The sequence below is a fragment of the Streptomyces sparsogenes genome, from assembly GCF_001704635.1.
GTDB lineage: Bacteria > Actinomycetota > Actinomycetes > Streptomycetales > Streptomycetaceae > Streptomyces > Streptomyces sparsogenes.
Genome location: NZ_MAXF01000031.1, coordinates 35355 through 51804, shown reverse-complemented (window position 1 = coordinate 51804; position 16450 = coordinate 35355). Strand labels below are relative to the sequence as shown.

Annotated in this window: 13 protein-coding genes; 4 read left to right on the top strand and 9 right to left on the bottom strand. The window is 70.0% G+C overall.

All coding sequences use genetic code 11. From position 1 onward, the window contains the following. Positions 1-130 precede the first annotated feature (130 nt). Entirely contained in the window at positions 131-562 is a 432-nt protein-coding gene (locus BBH68_RS06645; protein ID WP_065959662.1) for a hypothetical protein, read from the top strand. 61 nt (positions 563-623) lie between these two features. Then, positions 624-1520 carry a spermidine synthase gene (locus BBH68_RS06640; RefSeq protein WP_065959661.1) on the top strand — a complete coding sequence of 299 codons (897 nt, stop codon included), beginning with the start codon at positions 624-626 and terminating at the stop codon, positions 1518-1520. A gap of 95 nt (positions 1521-1615) precedes the next feature. Here BBH68_RS06640 and BBH68_RS06635 read toward each other — a convergent pair whose 3' ends face one another. The 7 genes from BBH68_RS06635 to BBH68_RS06605 all read right to left on the bottom strand — a co-directional run bounded on the left by BBH68_RS06635 (position 1616) and on the right by BBH68_RS06605 (position 10024). Beyond that, positions 1616-2479: a M55 family metallopeptidase gene (locus BBH68_RS06635; protein ID WP_065959659.1), complete on the bottom strand. Its 864-nt coding sequence runs from the start codon at positions 2477-2479 to the stop codon at positions 1616-1618. 81 nt (positions 2480-2560) lie between these two features. Then, positions 2561-3214 carry a TetR/AcrR family transcriptional regulator gene (locus BBH68_RS06630; protein ID WP_065959658.1) on the bottom strand — a complete coding sequence of 218 codons (654 nt, stop codon included), beginning with the start codon at positions 3212-3214 and terminating at the stop codon, positions 2561-2563. Between the two features lie 123 nt (positions 3215-3337). Next, positions 3338-4969, bottom strand: a complete 1632-nt coding sequence (qcrB, locus tag BBH68_RS06625; protein ID WP_065959656.1) for a cytochrome bc1 complex cytochrome b subunit — start codon at positions 4967-4969, stop codon at positions 3338-3340. Positions 4970-5129: 160 nt separating this feature from the next. Continuing rightward, on the bottom strand, positions 5130-6533 hold the full coding sequence (locus BBH68_RS06620) for a GH1 family beta-glucosidase (RefSeq protein ID WP_065959654.1): 1404 nt from the start codon (positions 6531-6533) through the stop codon (positions 5130-5132). 193 nt (positions 6534-6726) lie between these two features. Next, positions 6727-7635 (bottom strand): carbohydrate ABC transporter permease, encoded by a 909-nt coding sequence (locus BBH68_RS06615; RefSeq protein WP_245737921.1) that lies wholly within the window; start codon positions 7633-7635, stop codon positions 6727-6729. Between the two features lie 18 nt (positions 7636-7653). After that, positions 7654-8679 (bottom strand): carbohydrate ABC transporter permease, encoded by a 1026-nt coding sequence (locus tag BBH68_RS06610; RefSeq protein ID WP_065959651.1) that lies wholly within the window; start codon positions 8677-8679, stop codon positions 7654-7656. A 7-nt stretch (positions 8680-8686) separates the two neighbouring features. Beyond that, positions 8687-10024 carry an ABC transporter substrate-binding protein gene (locus BBH68_RS06605; RefSeq protein ID WP_065959649.1) on the bottom strand — a complete coding sequence of 446 codons (1338 nt, stop codon included), beginning with the start codon at positions 10022-10024 and terminating at the stop codon, positions 8687-8689. 280 nt (positions 10025-10304) lie between these two features. On the opposite strand from BBH68_RS06605, the gene BBH68_RS06600 reads away from it, so the two are divergent. Then, the gene (locus BBH68_RS06600) at positions 10305-11351 is read left to right on the top strand and encodes a LacI family DNA-binding transcriptional regulator (RefSeq protein ID WP_065959646.1); all 1047 of its coding nucleotides are present in this window, start codon (positions 10305-10307) and stop codon (positions 11349-11351) included. A gap of 143 nt (positions 11352-11494) precedes the next feature. Here BBH68_RS06600 and BBH68_RS06595 read toward each other — a convergent pair whose 3' ends face one another. Both BBH68_RS06595 and BBH68_RS06590 read right to left on the bottom strand, forming a co-directional pair. Beyond that, positions 11495-12892: a glycoside hydrolase family 6 protein gene (locus tag BBH68_RS06595; protein WP_076972133.1), complete on the bottom strand. Its 1398-nt coding sequence runs from the start codon at positions 12890-12892 to the stop codon at positions 11495-11497. Further along, positions 12889-13125 carry a hypothetical protein gene (locus tag BBH68_RS06590; RefSeq protein ID WP_141712959.1) on the bottom strand — a complete coding sequence of 79 codons (237 nt, stop codon included), beginning with the start codon at positions 13123-13125 and terminating at the stop codon, positions 12889-12891. Before BBH68_RS06590 ends, BBH68_RS06595 begins: the two co-directional genes overlap by 4 nt. A 421-nt stretch (positions 13126-13546) precedes the next feature. Between BBH68_RS06590 and BBH68_RS06585 the strand changes: the two genes are divergently transcribed. After that, the gene (locus BBH68_RS06585; RefSeq protein WP_245737924.1) at positions 13547-16387 is read left to right on the top strand and encodes a glycoside hydrolase family 48 protein; all 2841 of its coding nucleotides are present in this window, start codon (positions 13547-13549) and stop codon (positions 16385-16387) included. The last annotated feature ends 63 nt before the right edge of the window (positions 16388-16450 follow it).

The window sequence follows — 16450 nt, the reverse complement described above, 5'->3', positions numbered from 1 at the left end:
GTTCCGGAAAAACGCGGCATCTCGCCCGTGATTTGCCATGAACTGCCATCCTTTACGGCGGCATTCGGCCGTAGCCGTTGACACTGTCGTGCGTTGGGCTCTTTGCAACCCGTCGGAGAGGGAGGCCCGAGTGGACAACAGTGGCTCGCGGACGACTGCCCAGCATCTCCCGTGCCAGGACTGCGACCTCGTCACCGTGCCGGCCCGTCAGGGGCTGGAGGCGGTGGACATCCTGCGCCGCGCACGCGACGGCGTGGGCCCCGTGCTGCACGACCACGCCTGCGACACGCTCGGCTTCGTGGTGCCCGCCGGCACCGCGGCGCGCTGGGACCTGCCGGGCAGCGAGTGCGCGGAGACACCGGGGTGCGGGGTCCGCCTGAGCACGGGCGGCGCCGCCGCCGAAGACGCGGCCGGGGGCAGCGGGGTGTCGCCCCCGCTGACCGGCACCGGCTGGCTGGTGCCCCCGGGCGACGCGTACACCGGCGCGACGGACCCCGCCGAGCTGCGGGCCGCGCTCGGGGAGGCGGCCCGCATGATCGAGGCCGTGGACCGCTGCCGCTGACCCACCGGCCCCGGCGCCCCGGCCCGCCCCCGCACGCCACCCCACCCGCATACTGGGGCACGTGGCGAAGGGCGTACGGAAGAAAGCGACGGCGGCGCGGGGGCGCGGCGCGGCGCGGGCGCGCGCCCTGGAGCCGGTCGCCGCGCCGGTGGACGGCGGGCTCGCCGAACTCGTCCCCGACCGGGACCGCCCGCGCGCGTGGACCCTGCTGGTGGACGGCAAGCCGCAGTCGCACGTCGACCTCGACGACCCCTCGTACCTGGACTTCGAGTACCAGCGCAGGTTCGGCCACATCGCCGACCTCACCGCCCCGCCCGGCCGCCCCGTCCACGCCGTCCACCTCGGCGGCGGCGCCTTCACCCTCGCCCGCTACATCGCGGCCACCCGGCCCCGCTCCACCCAGCAGGTGGTCGAGTGGGACGCCGCGCTCGTCCAGTTCGTACGGCGCGAGGCCCCGCTGAACCCCGCCGACCGGATCCGGGTGCGCGGCGCCGACGCGCGGGTGGGCCTGGGCAAGGTGCCCGACGGCTGGGCCGACCTGATCGTCGCCGACGTCTTCAGCGGCGCCCGCACCCCCGCCCACCTCACCAGCGTCGAATTCCTCGCCGAGGTACGACGGGCGCTGCGCCCGGACGGCCTCTACGCCGCCAATATCGCGGACGGTCCCCCACTCGCCCACCTCCGCGCCCAGGTCGCCACCGCGCGCGCCGCCTTCGCCCACGTATGCCTGACCGCGGACCCGGCCGTCCTCCGCGGCCGCCGCTTCGGCAACGCCGTCCTGCTGGCAGCCGACCGCGAACTCCCCATCGCCGAACTGACCCGCCGCGCCGCCACCGACCCCCACCCGGCACGGGTCGAGCACGGCCGCCCCCTCGCGGACTTCACCGCCGGCGCACCCCCGGTCACCGACGCCACTGCCACCCCCTCCCCGACGCCACCGCCGAAGGTCTTCGACTGATGTCCGAAGCCGACTGCGGTGAGTATGGGACAGCGACACGCCGTGGTGTCGGCGTGTCGCTGTCCCATACCCACCGCAAAGTCACTGGCATCGCCTCAGCAGTAGGGATGCTGACCGGTCACCGATGACGCCACGCGCATGAACACCCCGAACAGCCGGAACAGCTGAGGGACCGGCCCACTGACCTCGACCGTGCGCGCGTCGCGCAAGGTGACGCCCGGGATGCCCACCAACTGGGACGCGACGGAGGAGGACTGCCAGCGCACGGCCAGGGTCATGCCACCCGCACCCGCACCCGCGTCCGCACCGGCGCCACCACCCGCCGGACGCGCGAGCGCCGCGGCCCGGCTCACCCCCTCGGCGGCGGCCTCCTCGATCGCCTTCCGCGCCTCGGCCACCGGCCGCAGCCGGGCCGCGAATCGGTCGAGGGCGTACTTGACCGGCGCGGTCACGACCGCGGCGTCCCAGGCGGCCATCTCGGCGCAGGCCGCGTCGTCCCCGGAGAGCATCACCACCGGAACACCGAGGGCCGCGGCGGTGGCGTGGGCGAAGCCGATCTCGCCCACGGGCCGGTCGTCGAGCCACATGTCCTCGATCTCATGGCCCATGTAGCTGTGGCTCAGCACGCCGAGGGTCCCGGCACGGGAGTGGAAGCCGACGCACAGCACCGCGTCGAAGCCGGCGTCCAGGTCCTGCAACATGCCCATCGGCTTCGGCTTGCCGCGCACCAGAACCGCCTCGGGATGGACGCGGTCGGCGAGGAGGTTGCGCATGGAGCTGTGCGCGTCGTTGACCAGGACGTGGGTGGCACCGGCGGCGAGCGCGCCGCGGACGGCCGCGTTGACGTCCTCGGTCATCATCTCCCGGCCGCGCTCGTAGTCCCTGCCGCGCAGTTGCACGTCCTCGGCGTCGACCAGACCGGTCACGCCCTCCATGTCGGCGCTGATGTACACCCGCACGCCGTCGCCCCCTTCGCCGTCGACCGCAGTGGTCCGTGTGCCCGCCGAAACCCTACGCCCGGTGGTTCGGCTCGCGGCACGTCAGGGGAACCGGGCCTCGATGGCGGCGAGCTGGGCGGCGAGGATCTCCTCGAACGCGGCGCGGCGGTCCGCGCCGAGGGGGCGGATGTCGCGGGCGTAGTGGGCCAGGGCGGGGAAGCGTTCGGGGTCGGCGCCGAGCACGGCGACGCGGAACTGCTCCATGCCTTGTTCGTACTCCTCGGGGGTGATGGTGCTGATGCCGGCCTCGGAGGAGATCAGCGCGGCGAGGAGGATCACGAGGCGGTGGTAGCACGCCGGGATCTCCTGGTCGGGCAGGCCGGATGTGCGCAGGGCCCGCAGCAGCTCCTCCATGACCACCCGGGACCCGGTGCCGCCGGATCCATAGCGTCCCCAGACCGCGGCGAGTTGGGGTTGCTCGCCGAAAGCCTCGCGCAGACGCAGGCCGAGGGCCGTGATGCGCTGCTTCCAGTCGCCCTCGGGGCGGTAGCCGTCCATGGCGGACTGGAGGATCCGGTCGGCGACCGCGCGCAGCAGTTCGGTCTTGTTGCGGAAGTGGCGGTAGAGGCTGGAGGAGTCGGTCCCGAGCGCCGCGGCGAGCTTCCGCACGCTGAACGACTCGGCGTCGCTCGTGCGCAGCAGTTTCGCCGCCGTGTCCAGGATCTCCTCGGTCGACCATCGCCTTCGGCCTGTCATCTCGCCCCTCTCGTCGCAAGGCTCAGCCTAACCTGTGCGCTTGCCTATGCACGCAGCGCGTGCATAATGAGGGCGACCCACACCTGACGTCGGCTCCCTGATGTCGGCTCCGCTTCACACTCCTCAGTGGGTCGGCTCGCGCTCCTCGTGGGGCTCGTGCTCCGCCTGGTGGCGGCGGTACTCCTCCACCGTGGCCTTGGGGATCTGCCCCCGGTCACCGAAGTAGCTGCGGGACAGTCTGACGCGCAGCTTGTGCCTGCGGGACGCCTTCCGGGGGACGCCGGCCTCGTCGATCTCCGCCGGGGGCTCCAGGGGGTCCTGCTGGTCGTGGGCGGTCAGGGTGTACCGCTCGGCCTGGGTCAGCGGCTCGTGGATCTCGATGTACTCGCCGTGGGAGAGGCGCTTGATGATGCCGGTCTCGCGGCCGTGCAGGACCTTCTCCCGGTCGCGCCGCTGGAGGCCGATGCACCACCGCTTGGTGATGACGAAGACGATCGCCGGAAGCACGAAGAAGGCGATCCGGCAGGTCCAGGTGATGGCGTTCAGCGACAGGTCGAAATGGGTGGCGATGAGGTCGTTGCCGCCCGCGGCCAGCAGGACGGCGTACAGGGCCATCCAGGCGGCGCCGAAGGCGGTGCGGGAGGGCGAGTTGCGGGGGCGCTCGTTGAAGTGGTGTTCGCGCCGGTCGCCGGTGACCCACGCCTCCAGGAAGGGGTAGAGCCAGATGATCAGCAGCACCACCGGGAAGATCATCAGGGGGATGAAGACCCCGAGGACCAGGGTGTGGCCCCACAGATTGATCTCCCAGCCCGGCATCAGACGGATCAGGCCCTCGGAGAAGCCCATGTACCAGTCGGGCTGGGCGTCGGTGGACACGCGGTCGGGGCGGTAGGGGCCGTACAGCCACACCGGATTGACCTGGGCGATGGCCGACATGACGACGTTGACCCCGAAGACGAGGAAGAAGAAACCGCCGGACTTGGCGACGTAGACGGGCCACAGGGGCGGCCCGACGATGTTCATGTTCTTCCTTCCCGGCCCCATGTGCTGGGTGTGCTTGTGGTACACGAGCAGGATCATGTGGACCGCGAGCAGGCCGAGCATGATGCCGGGGAGCAGCAGGACGTGGAAGGTGAACAGCCGCGGAATGATGATTTCGCCGGGGAACTGTCCGCCGAAGATGAAGAACACCAGATAGGTGCCGACCACCGGCACCGACAGGATCGCGCCCTCAAGGAAGCGCATCCCCGTGCCCGAGAGCAGGTCGTCGGGCAGGGAGTAGCCGAGGAATCCGTCGAACATGCCGAGGATCAGCAGCCCGGCGCCGGAGAGCCAGTTGATCTCGCGCGGCTTGCGGAAGGCTCCGTTGAAGAAGGTCCGCATCATGTGGACGAGCATGCTCGCCACGAAGAGGATCGCCGCCCAGTGGTGGATCTGCCGCATGAGCAGCCCGCCGCGCACATCGAAGCTGATGTTCAGCGCGGATTGGTACGCCTCCGACATGCGGACGCCGTTCAGCGGCCGGTAGGTGCCGTGGTAGACGACCTCACGCATGCTGGGGTTGAAGAACATGGTGAGGTAGACACCGGTCAGAATGATGATGATGAAGGTGTAGAGGGCGATTTCGCCGATCAGATAGGACCAGTGGTCCGGAAAGACCTTCCTGAGCTGGGCCTTGCCCATCTTGAAGAGGCCGACCCGCCCGTCGAACCAGTTGGCGAGGCCCTCCCCCTTGCCGCCCTTTTCTGCTCTCATGCCTCACCCTTGCCGACGAGTCTGGATATGCCAGATTTACCAGCACATTCCAGTCGCCGCCCAGGTGCGGCGGCCTCGACTGGGCCGTTCGGAGGAAAGGCACGCCCGTATGCCGGTACGGGCTCGACCCGGCCGCCGGCCGCGACCGGGTCGTGACGTCCTACGCCTCGGGCACCTCACCCGTACGGGCCACCTGCCCGTACCAGTGGGCGCTGGCCTTGGGGACGCGGGCCATGGTCGCGTAGTCCACGTAGACCGCGCCGAACCGCTTGCTGTAGCCGTACGCCCATTCGAAGTTGTCCATCATCGACCAGAGGAAGTAGCCGCGCAGATCGGCCCCGTCCGCGATGGCGCGATGGGCGGCGGCCAGGTGGGCGCGCAGGTACTCGATGCGGTCCTGGTCCTGGACCACCCCCTCCGCGTCCGGCTTGTCGTCGAAGGCGGCGCCGTTCTCGGTGATGTACAGCGGCACGCCCGGCGCCTCGCGGCTGTAGCGCATCAGCAGCTCGTGCAGCCCGGTCGGGTCGATCGTCCAGCCCATCTCGGTGCGCTCGCCCGGCGTCTGGTGGAAGGCCACGCGCTCCGAACCGGGCCAGGGGGAGTGCTCGCTGGCGCCGTGGCCGTCGTGGCGGGGGCCGCGCTCGCCGTCGGCGGGGGCGGACACCAGGGCCGGGGTGTAGTAGTTGATGCCCAGCGCGTCGAGCGGGTGCTTGATGATCGACAGGTCGCCGTCGCGCACGAAGGACCAGTCGGTGATGGACGCGGTGTCCGCGATCAGGTCGCTGGGGTAGGCGCCGCGCAGCAGCGGGCCGGAGAAGACCCGGTTGGCCAGCGCGTCGATGCGCCGCTGGGCGTCCAGGTCCTGGGGCTGCTGGGTGAGCGGCCTGACCACCGACGGGTTGAGGCTGATGGCGATCTGGGCGCGCGCGGGCAGCGCGGCGCGCAGCGCCTGGGCGCCGAGGCCGTGGGCGAGGTTGAGGTGATGGGCGGCGCGCAGCGGGGCGAGTCGCTCGGTGCGGCCGGGGGCGTGCACCCCGGACCCGTAGCCGAGGAACGCGCTGCACCACGGCTCGTTGACGGTGATCCAGAACTCGACGCGGTCGCCGAGCGCCTCGGCGACGATCCCGGCGTACTCGGCGAACCGCTCGGCGGTCTCGCGCTCCGGCCAGCCGCCGGTGTTCTCCAGCTCCTGCGGCAGGTCCCAGTGGTAGAGGGTCAGCGCCGGCTGGATGCCGGCCGCCAGCAGCTCGTCGACCAGCGCGCGGTAGAAGTCGAGCCCGCGCTGCACGGCCGGCCCACGGCCGGTGGGCTGGACCCGGGACCAGGACACCGAGAAGCGGTACGCGCCCAGGCCCAGCTCCGACATCAGGCGGACGTCGTCGCGGAAGCGGTGGTAGTGGTCGATGGCCACGTCACCGGTGTCGCCGCCGATCGTCTTGCCGGGCGTATGGCTGAAGGTGTCCCAGATGGACGGGGTGCGCCCGTCCTCCTGTGCGGCGCCTTCGACCTGGTAGGCGGCGGCGGCCGTGCCCCACAGGAAGCCGGGGGGGAAGGTCAGACTCATGGAAGCGCTCCCATTCGAAGTCGTGGTGCGGGGCGGAAGGGAGGGGGGTTCGGAGGGCGGAGGTGAAGGGGTTCGGAGGGCGGGGACGAGGGGGTTTCGGAGGGCGGAGCGGACGGAGGGCGATGGCGCGGGGGCCGAGGGCGCGCCGGTCACGGGGTGACCGGCGCGCCCCGGTCGCCCGGGCCCTGGCCGGTCAGCCCTTGACCGCGCCCTGCATGATGCCCCCGACGATCTGCTTGCCGAAGAGCACGAAGGCGATCAGCAGCGGCAGGGTACCGAGCAGCGCCCCGGCCATGATCACCGACTGGTCGGGGATGTAGCCCCGGCCAAGACCGGTCAGGGCCACCTGCACGGTCGGACTGCCGTTCTGGGTGAGTGCGATGATGGGCCAGAAGAAGTCGTTCCACGCCTGTACGAAGGTGAGCATACCCAGCACGGCCATGGCCGGACGCGCGGCCGGGAACACCACGTGCCAGATGATCCGCAGGCTGCTGGCGCCGTCCACCCGGGCGGCCTCGATCAGCTCGGTCGGCAGCGCCTGGGTCAGGTACTGCCGCATGAAGAACACCCCGAAGGCGCTGACCAGCGTGGGCAGGATGACGGCCTGGAGCTGGTCGGTCCACTCCAGCTTGGCGATGGTCATGTACAGCGGGACCACGCTGAGCTGGGGCGGCACCATCATCGTCCCGATGGTCAGCATCATCAGCAGGTTCTTGAACCGGAAGCGCAGCTTGGCGAAGGCGAAGCCCGCGATGGTCGAGAACAGCACGGTGCCCACCGCGATGGTCCCCGCCACCACCGTGGTGTTGAGCAGCGCGGAGCCCATGTTGGCGTCGTTCCACGCCGTGTCCAGGTTCTTGAACAGGTTGCCGCCGAACCAGAAGGGCGGCGGTGTCTCGGCGAGCCGGGTGTTGGTGCGGGAGGCCGCGATGGCCGTCCACACCAGCGGGAAGAGCGAGCCGATGGTGAAGAGGATCAGGACGGCGTAGGTCACCTTGCCGCCGTGCAGGTGCCGGCCGGCGCCCTTGGCCCCCTTGCCCGCCCCGCCGTCCGGGCTCTTCACGCCCTCGGCGGCCCTACCGGAAGAGATAACAGCGCTCATGGTTCTCCCTCGGGCAACTCACTGGCTCTTGCGCAGCCGACGGGCCACGATCGCGTTCACGGCGGCGATCAGCAGCAGGATCAGGAACATCGTCCAGGCGATCGCCGAGGACCGGCCGAGGTGCAGGTTCACCCAGCCCTGCTCGTACAGGTACAGCCCGAGCGTCTGGTACTGGTGGTCGGGCCCTCCGGTGGCCCCGGCGGCCCCGTTGAACAGCAGCGGCTCACCGAAGAGCTGGGTGGCCCCGATGGTCGAGACGACGACCGTGAACAGGATCGTCGGCCGCAGCGAGGGGATCGTGACGTGGACGAACTGCTGCCAGCGCGAGGCGCCGTCCAGCGCCGCCGACTCGTACAGGTCGTTCGGCACGGCCTGCATGGCGGCCAGGTAGATCAGCGCGTTGTACCCCGTCCACCGCCAGATGACGATGGTGGACACCGCGAGCTGGGAGGTCCAGGTGCCGTTCTGCCAGTCGATGTTGTCGATCCCGACCAGCCCCAGCGCCCAGTTGATCATCCCGTAGTCGCGCCCGAAGAGCAGCACGAACACCAGGGTCGCGGCGGCCACCGAGGTGGCGTACGGGGTGAGGATCGCCACCCGGAAGAACATCGAGCCGCGCAGCTTGTAGTTCAGCAGATGCGCGAGGCCGAGGGCCATCAGCAACTGCGGAACGGTCGAGATCACCCCGATGGTGAACGTGTTCTGGAGCGCGTTCCAGAAGAACTCGTCGTCCCACAGCCGCGAGTAGTTGTGCCACCCCGCCCACTCCATATGGGTGGGGTCGGTCAGCTCCACCCGATGCAGCGAGGCCCAGCCCGTGTACAGCAGCGGGAAGAGCCCGAAGGCCGCGAAGAAGACGAAGAAGGGGGCGACGAACGCGTACGGGGAGTACTTGATGTCCCAGCGGTAGCGGCGGCTGCGCCGGGCGCGACGCCGCTCCTCGCCGGGATCGGGGGCCTTGACGGCCGCGGCGCGCGGGGCCGCGCCCCCCTGCCCTGTGGGGGGCGCGGCCGTACCAGCAGTGAAACCGGAAGGGGGTGTCATCCCGGGCTCACTGGTCCAGTGCGTTGTCGATCGTCTTGGTGGCGGCCTCCCAGGCGTCCTTGGGGGACTTGCCCTGCTGGTCGACCTGGAGCAGCCCGATGTCGGTGATGTTCTGCCCGATGATCTGGTCCTTCGGACCGAGCACCTGCGTCGGGATGCCCTTGGCGGCCTCGGCGAAGATCTTGCCGATCGGCGCGTCACCGAAGTACGGGTGCTTGGCGTCGCCCACCTGCGGCAGGCTGTAGGCGGCCTGGGCGCTCGGCCAGCTGGCCTGTTTCTCGAAGACCTTGGCCTGCTGCTCGGGGGCGGTCAGCCAGGCGGCGAGCTTCGTCGCCTCCTCCTGGTGCTTGGACGCCTTCGGCACGCCGATGAAGGCACCACCCCAGTTACCGGGCTTGGGGGCGGCGGCCACGTCCCACTTGTCCTTGGCCTTGTCCCCGGACTTCTCCTTGATGTAGCCGAGCATCCACGGCGGGCAGGAGACGGTGGCGAACTTGCCGTTCGCGTACGCCTGGTCCCAGGACTTCTGGAACTGCTGGAGCTTGGCGGTCAGCTTCTCCTCCGACGCGGTGGTCGCGAGGTCCCAGGCCTCCTTCACGGACGGGCTGTCCTTGTAGATGATCTTGCCGCTCTCGTCGTAGTAGCGCTTCGCGTTACCCGAGATCACCGCGTTGTAGACGCCGCCGGCGGAGTCCACGAAGGTGGTGTCGCCCGGCGCCTTCTTCATGTACTTCTTGCCGGTCTCGATGTACTTGTTCCAGTCGCCCGCCCACAGCTTGGCGACCTCGTCGCGCTCGGTGGGCAGCCCGGCCTGCTCGAAGAGGTCCTTGCGGTAGCAGATGGCCATCGGGCCGATGTCCGTGCCCAGTCCGATGGTCTTGCCGTCCTTGGTGGTGCCCTGGGCCCACTTCCAGGAGAGCCAGTTCTCCTTCTTGACCCCGGGCGCCTTGGCGAGGTCGACGAACTTGTCGGACTGGGTGGTGGTGATCTCGTTGATATTGGCGATCTCGATGGCCTGGATGTCGGCCAGGCCGCTGCCGGTGCCGAGGTGGGTCAGCAGCTGCGGGTAGTAGTTCTCGTTCCGCTCGATCGAGGTTTCCTCGATGTTGATATCGGGGTGGAGCTTCATGTACTCGGCGTAGAGCCCGGCCTGCTTGTAGCCGAAGACGCCGAAGGTGCCGACCGTGAGGGTCGTCTTCCCCTTGCCGCCACCGCCGCCACCACCGGACGAGCCCTTCGAGTCGTCGCCGTCGTCGGCGCAGCCCGCGAGCAGTCCGGCGCCGAGGGCCGCCACGGCCGCGAGGGTCACCGCTCGCCGCCGGTACGTACCAGAACTTCTTAACATTCGCGTCCTCCTTGACGCCCTGACGTACCGCTCCCGGCCAAATGGTGGCGCTGCGTGGGGGTTTGTGGTGCCTCGGCGCGGGCGGGGAACGTGCGGGTTGTGTATGTGTCAGGTAGTGTGGGAGCGCTCCCAGGTTGATGTCTTGAAGGGTCGCGGCTCGCCGCTGGGGTGTCAAGGGAGCGTGCGGAAACTTTTCGGTCCCACTCCTGCTGTTGAATGGCCCAACAGCTCCCCACACGGGGTGGTTCTGCTCGGTGTACCGGACGGCTGGAGGCGCGACATGGCAGGAACCCGACGGCGCGGTGTGGGGCGGGGAAGGCCCACCCTCGAAGAGGTCGCGGCCCGCGCGGGGGTGGGCCGCGGCACCGTGTCCCGGGTGATCAACGGCTCGCCGCGGGTCAGCGACCGCACCCGCACCGCGGTCGAGCAGGCGGTCGCCGAACTGGGCTACGTACCCAACCGGGTGGCCCGGGCGCTGGCCGCCAACCGCGCCGACGCGGTCGCCCTCGTCATCCCCGAGCCCGAGACCCGGCTGTTCGCCGAGCCCTACTTCTCGGACGTCATCTGCGGTGTCGGCGCCGAGCTGGCCGACACCGATCTGCAGCTGCTGCTGACCCTCATCCGCACCCCCAAGGAGCGCCAGCGCTTCGCCGAGTACCTCTCGGCGCACCGCGTCGACGGGGTGCTGCTGGTGTCCGTCCACGCGGACGACCCGCTGCCCGACCTGCTGGAGCGGATAGAGATGCCCGCGGTGCTCAGCGGCCGCCGCTCCGCGCACGAGTCCGTCCCGTACGTCGACTCGGACAACGCGGGCGGCGCCCAGTCCGCCGTCGAACACCTCCTCGGCCGCGGCCGCACCACGGTCGCCACCATCACCGGGCCGCTGGACATGTACGTGGCGCAGTGCCGCCTCGACGGCTACCGCGCGGCGATCCGGGCCGCGGGCCAGGAGGTGGACCCGGACCTGATCGCACCCGCCGACTTCACCGAGGAGGGCGGCCGCCGAGCGATGCGCGAACTGCTGCGCCGCCGCCCCCACGTGGACGCCGTCTTCGCCGCCTCCGACGTGATGGCCGCGGGCGCCCGCCAGGTGTTGCGCGAGGAGGGCCGCCGGGTGCCCGACGACGTGGCGCTCGTCGGCTTCGACAACTCGGCGGTCGCCCGCCACATGGACCCGCCGCTCACCAGCGTCCGGCAGAACACGGAGGAGATGGGGCGGGCGATGGTCCGGGTGCTGCTGGAGGAGATCGAGACCCAGGGCGACCGCACCTCGAAGCGGCCGCAGCTGGTGCTGCCGACCGAGCTGGTGCGGCGGGGGTCGTCCTGAGGGCAGGGCGATCGCCTCTTCACGCTTCATGAACTCTTCATGCCCCATGAACGCCGACGGGGCCGGCGGAACGCGCGTGCGCGTCCACCGGCCCCTCTTCGATCCGCTGTGTGTGCGGGTGCCCGCCGCGGTCTATCCGCGGGTCACAGCGCGGGGTAGGCGTTCTTCAGCAGCTCCTGGAACTGGGCCGAGAACCAGTGGCCCGACAGCGGCGCGTTCGGCAGCGCGCCGGTCTTGTTGTAGCCGTTGCGCGGGTTGCCCCCGTACGACGGGTCGCACATCTGGTCGAAGCCCTTGCCCTCGTCGTTCGGGATGGCGGAGCTGGCACCGTCGGACTCGCCCGGGGGCTTCATCCACACGTACGCGTCGATCCCGGCCGCGGGTGCCGCCTTGGGCCGCTCGCCGAGCCCGGCGCCGGACTGGTTGCACCAGTTGCCGATGTGGATCCTGCGGTCGTAGCGGCCGCCGTTGACGTAGGTGTCCACGTCGGTCCTGGCGCCGGGGCCGGACGGGCGGGCCGAGCCGCCCCAGCCGTTGCGGGAGGTGTCGATCAGGGCGCCGATGTTGGACGGGAGGCCGACGTTGACCAGCTCCTGCCGGAAGGCCTGGGCGTAGGACAGCTCGTCGACGTAGCGGTTCCAGTCCACCCACTTCGACTGACGGACGGTGGTGCCGTTGACGTTGTCGTTGATGGTGAAGTTGTTTTCCTTCAGCGCGCTGTAGTTGGCCGTGTTGACGATGATGCCGGCCACCTTGTCGACCGTGCTGCCCTCGGCGGTGGCGGCCTGCTTGATGACCTGGGCGGTGGCGTTGAAGTTGTCGTCCCAGCCGATCCAGCCGTGGTGGCCGGCGTCCACGTAGTTGTAGACGTTGGGGACCGCGCCCAGCTTGTTCAGGGCGTAGCCGACGCCCTTGATGTAGTTGCCGTTGGCCTTCATGGTGTCGCACTGCGGGGTCGCGGTGGGACGGCCGCCGGTGTTGGTGACCAGGTTGGGCAGCGAGTCGATCTCGACCGTGGTGACGATCCGCAGGTTGGAGTTGGCGTACTTCGACTCCGAGAGGATCGAGGCGATCGGGTCGATGAACTGGGTCTTGTACTTGTCGATGTCGTTCGGGCCCAGCTCGCCGTTGGACGCCAGCGCGGAGCAGTCGCGCCCCGGCAGGTCGTAGATCACTAACTGGACGACCATGGGGCTGCCGCCCGACTGGGACAGCGCGGTGTCCAGGTGGGCGCGCAGGCCACGGGCGCCGGAGGTGCCGTTGATGGCGGCGATGCGGTCCAGCCAGATGCCGGTCGGTTGGTTGGAGACCTTGCTGCCGCCGGGCTCGGCGGCGGCCTTGGCGGACCAGTCGGGGTTGACGTAGACCCTGGCGCCCGCGTACGGGTTGTCCACCTTCGCGGCGGCCGCTCTGCCGTTGTCGGCCTGGGCGGTGGCGGTGCCGCTGAGCGCGGAGACCGTCAGGGCGGTGGCAGCGAGCAGCGCGGAGCCGGCCAGGGCGGCGGCCCGGGTGCGGCGGGGGGGTGATGTTGTGCGGCTCATGACAATCCTTCCAGGTGATCACGGAGGCCCACGCCGAAGCCGGTCGGCGTGCCGTTGCATTCCAGGCGGTGGCGAGGCTTGTTGCCCGAGGCCCGCGGCTTCGGCGGTGTGGTGCCGGGGGTCGGCGGGTCCGCGGGCGGATCGGTCAGGCCGGCGACGGGCGGCAGGGCGGTGCCCGCCAAGGTCAGCGCCGCGGTGGTCGCCAAGGCGTAAAGACGCGGTGGTGCTCGCATGGAGCGACTCCTCGGTGTCCGGCCCTCTCCCGGGGTGTCCCCGAGGTGGCGCTGACTGCTGGAATCGCTCCCACTGGTTCACCTGACCGTAACGCCTGTGCGGCGCATGTCAACAGAGGCGTTCACGGATTTATCGCGCGAACACGTTCGACAGCTGCATCTTGTTCAAAGCCTTGACACCCCTTCAGACGCGCCCGCATCTTGGGAGCGCTCCCACTGGTTCGCACCGCCCCCACCCGCCCGGACCGCGAGGAGGACCTCCCCCATGCGCCCACAGCGAGGCTCGCCGTTATCAGGGGCACGACCAAGGATCGGTTGGTTGGCCGCGAGACGGCCGAAGGAGCAACGCCCGCGGGGGAGGAGGCCGAGGGCCCTGCGGCCGGCGGCCGTCCTGGCCGCCGCGCTCTCGCTCCCGGTGGCCATGACCGCGGCCGGCGGGGCGGCCCCCGCGCACGCCGCCGCCGTCCAGTGCGGCGTCGACTACAAGACCAACGACTGGGGTTCCGGCTTCACCGCCGACCTCACCATCTCCAACCCCGGCACGGACGCCATCGACGGCTGGACCCTGACGTACGACTACGCGGGCAACCAGAAGCTGACGGGCGGCTGGAACGGCACCTGGTCCCAGTCCGGCAAGACCGTCACCGTCAAGAACGCCGCCCACAACGCGAAGATCGCGGCGGGCGGCAATGTCACGACCGGCGCCCAGTTCGCCTACAGCGGTACCAACGCCGCGCCCACCTCCTTCGCCGTCAACGGCGTCACCTGCAAGGGCGCCCACCAGCCGCCCATCGCCGTGCTGAGCAGCCCGGTCCCCGGCGCGGTGTACACCGCCGGCGGCACCGTCCCGATGACCGCCACCGCCGCGGCCGCCGACGGCGCGACGATCACCAAGGTGGAGTTCTACAGCGACACCAAGCTCCTCGGCACCGACACCACCTCCCCGTACAGCTTCGACTACACCAATGTGCCCGCGGGCGACTACTCGCTCTACGCCAAGGCCTACGACAGCCAGGGCGCGTCCGCCGAGTCCACCCCCGTCGGCATCCGGGTCGCGGCCGGGCCAGCGCTCGTCGCCAGCCCCGCCCAGCTCGGCGTGCAGCAGGGCAAGACGGGCACGTTCGGCGTGAAGCTGTCCACCAAGCCGTCCGCGAACGTCACGGTGTCCGTGGCCCGCACCTCCGGGAACACCGGGCTGACCGTCTCCTCGGGTGCCACCCTCACCTTCACGCCCACCAACTGGGACACCGCCCAGCAGGTGACCATCGCCGCCGCGAACAGCGGCACCGGCTCGGCGACCTTCACCGCCACCGCCACCGGCCACACCAAGGCCGAGGTCACCGTCACCCAGCTGGCCGCCACCAAGGTGTACGACGCCCGCTTCCTCGACCTCTACAACAAGATCACCGCCCCGGCGGCGGGCTACTTCTCGCCCGAGGGCATCCCGTACCACTCGGTGGAGACCCTGATCGTCGAGGCCCCCGACCACGGCCACGAGACCACCTCCGAGGCGTACAGCTATCTGATCTGGCTGCAGGCGATGTACGGCAAGGTGACCGGCGACTGGTCCAAGTTCAACACCGCGTGGGACACCATGGAGAAGTACATGATCCCCACCCACGCCGACCAGCCCACCAACAGCTTCTACAACGCCTCCAAGCCGGCCACCTACGCGCCCGAGTGGGACCTGCCCTCCCAGTACCCCTCGCAGCTCAACGGCAATGTCCCGGTCGGCAACGACCCCATCGCCGCCGAGCTGAAGAGCGCGTACGGCACCGATGACATCTACGGCATGCACTGGATCCAGGACGTCGACAACGTCTACGGCTACGGCAACTCGCCCGGCAAGTGCGAGGCGGGGCCGAGCGACACCGGACCGAGCTACGTCAACACCTTCCAGCGCGGCCCCCAGGAGTCGGTCTGGGAGACCGTGACCCAGCCCACCTGCGACAGCTTCAAGTACGGCGGCAAGAACGGCTATCTGGACCTGTTCACCGGCGACGCCTCGTACTCCAAGCAGTGGAAGTTCACCAACGCCCCCGACGCCGACGCCCGCGCCGTCCAGGCCGCCTACTGGGCCGCCGAGTGGGCCAAGGCGCAGGGCAAGGGCGGCCAGGTGTCCGCCAACGTGGCCAAGGCCGCCAAGATGGGCGACTACCTGCGCTACGCGATGTACGACAAGTACTTCAAGAAGGTCGGCAACTGCGTCGGTGAGACCACCTGCGCGGCGGGCAGCGGCAAGAACAGCTCCCACTACCTGCTGTCCTGGTACTACGCCTGGGGCGGCGCCACCGACACCTCCGCGGGCTGGTCCTGGCGCATCGGCTCCAGCCACGCCCACGGCGGCTACCAGAACCCCATGGCGGCCTGGGCGCTGGCCAACTACGCCGATCTGAAGCCCAAGTCGGCCACCGGTGCCGCCGACTGGTCCACCAGCCTCAAGCGGCAGCTGGAGTTCTACCGCTGGCTCCAGTCCAGCGAGGGCGCCATCGCGGGCGGCGCCACCAACAGCTGGCAGGGCCGCTACGCCACACCGCCGTCCGGCACCTCGACGTTCTACGGCATGTACTACGACGAGAAGCCGGTCTACCACGACCCGCCGTCCAACCAGTGGTTCGGCTTCCAGGCGTGGTCCATGGAGCGCGTCGCGGAGTACTACAACCGCACCGGTGACGCCTCCGCGAAGACGGTCCTGGACAAGTGGGTCAAGTGGGCGCTGTCCAAGACGACGGTCAACCCGGACGGCACCTACCAGATCCCGTCCACCCTCCAGTGGTCCGGCCAGCCGGACACCTGGAACGCCTCCAGCCCCGGCGCCAACGCGGGCCTGCACGTCACCGTCGCCGACTACACCAACGACGTCGGTGTGGCGGCCGCGTACGCCAAGACCCTGTCCTACTACGCCGCGAAGTCCGGCGACACCCAGGCCAAGGACACGGCGAAGGCCCTGCTGGACGGCATGTGGGACAACTTCCAGGACGCGCTGGGCATCGCGGTCCCCGAGTCCCGCGCCGACTACAACCGCTTCGACGACCCGGTCTACGTGCCCAGCGGGTGGACCGGCACCATGCCGAACGGTGACAAGATCGACTCCAGCTCGACCTTCGCCTCGATCCGGTCCTTCTACAAGAACGACCCGGCCTGGTCCAAGGTCGAGGCCTATCTGAAGGGCGGCGCGGTCCCGACCTTCACGTACCACCGGTTCTGGGCCCAGGCCGACATCGCGCTCGCGATGGGTTCGTACGCGGACCTCTTCGAGTAGCGGCACCCGCGCCAACAGGGGCACACGCACCACCAGTGGCACACGAAGCTCCCGGGGACGCGC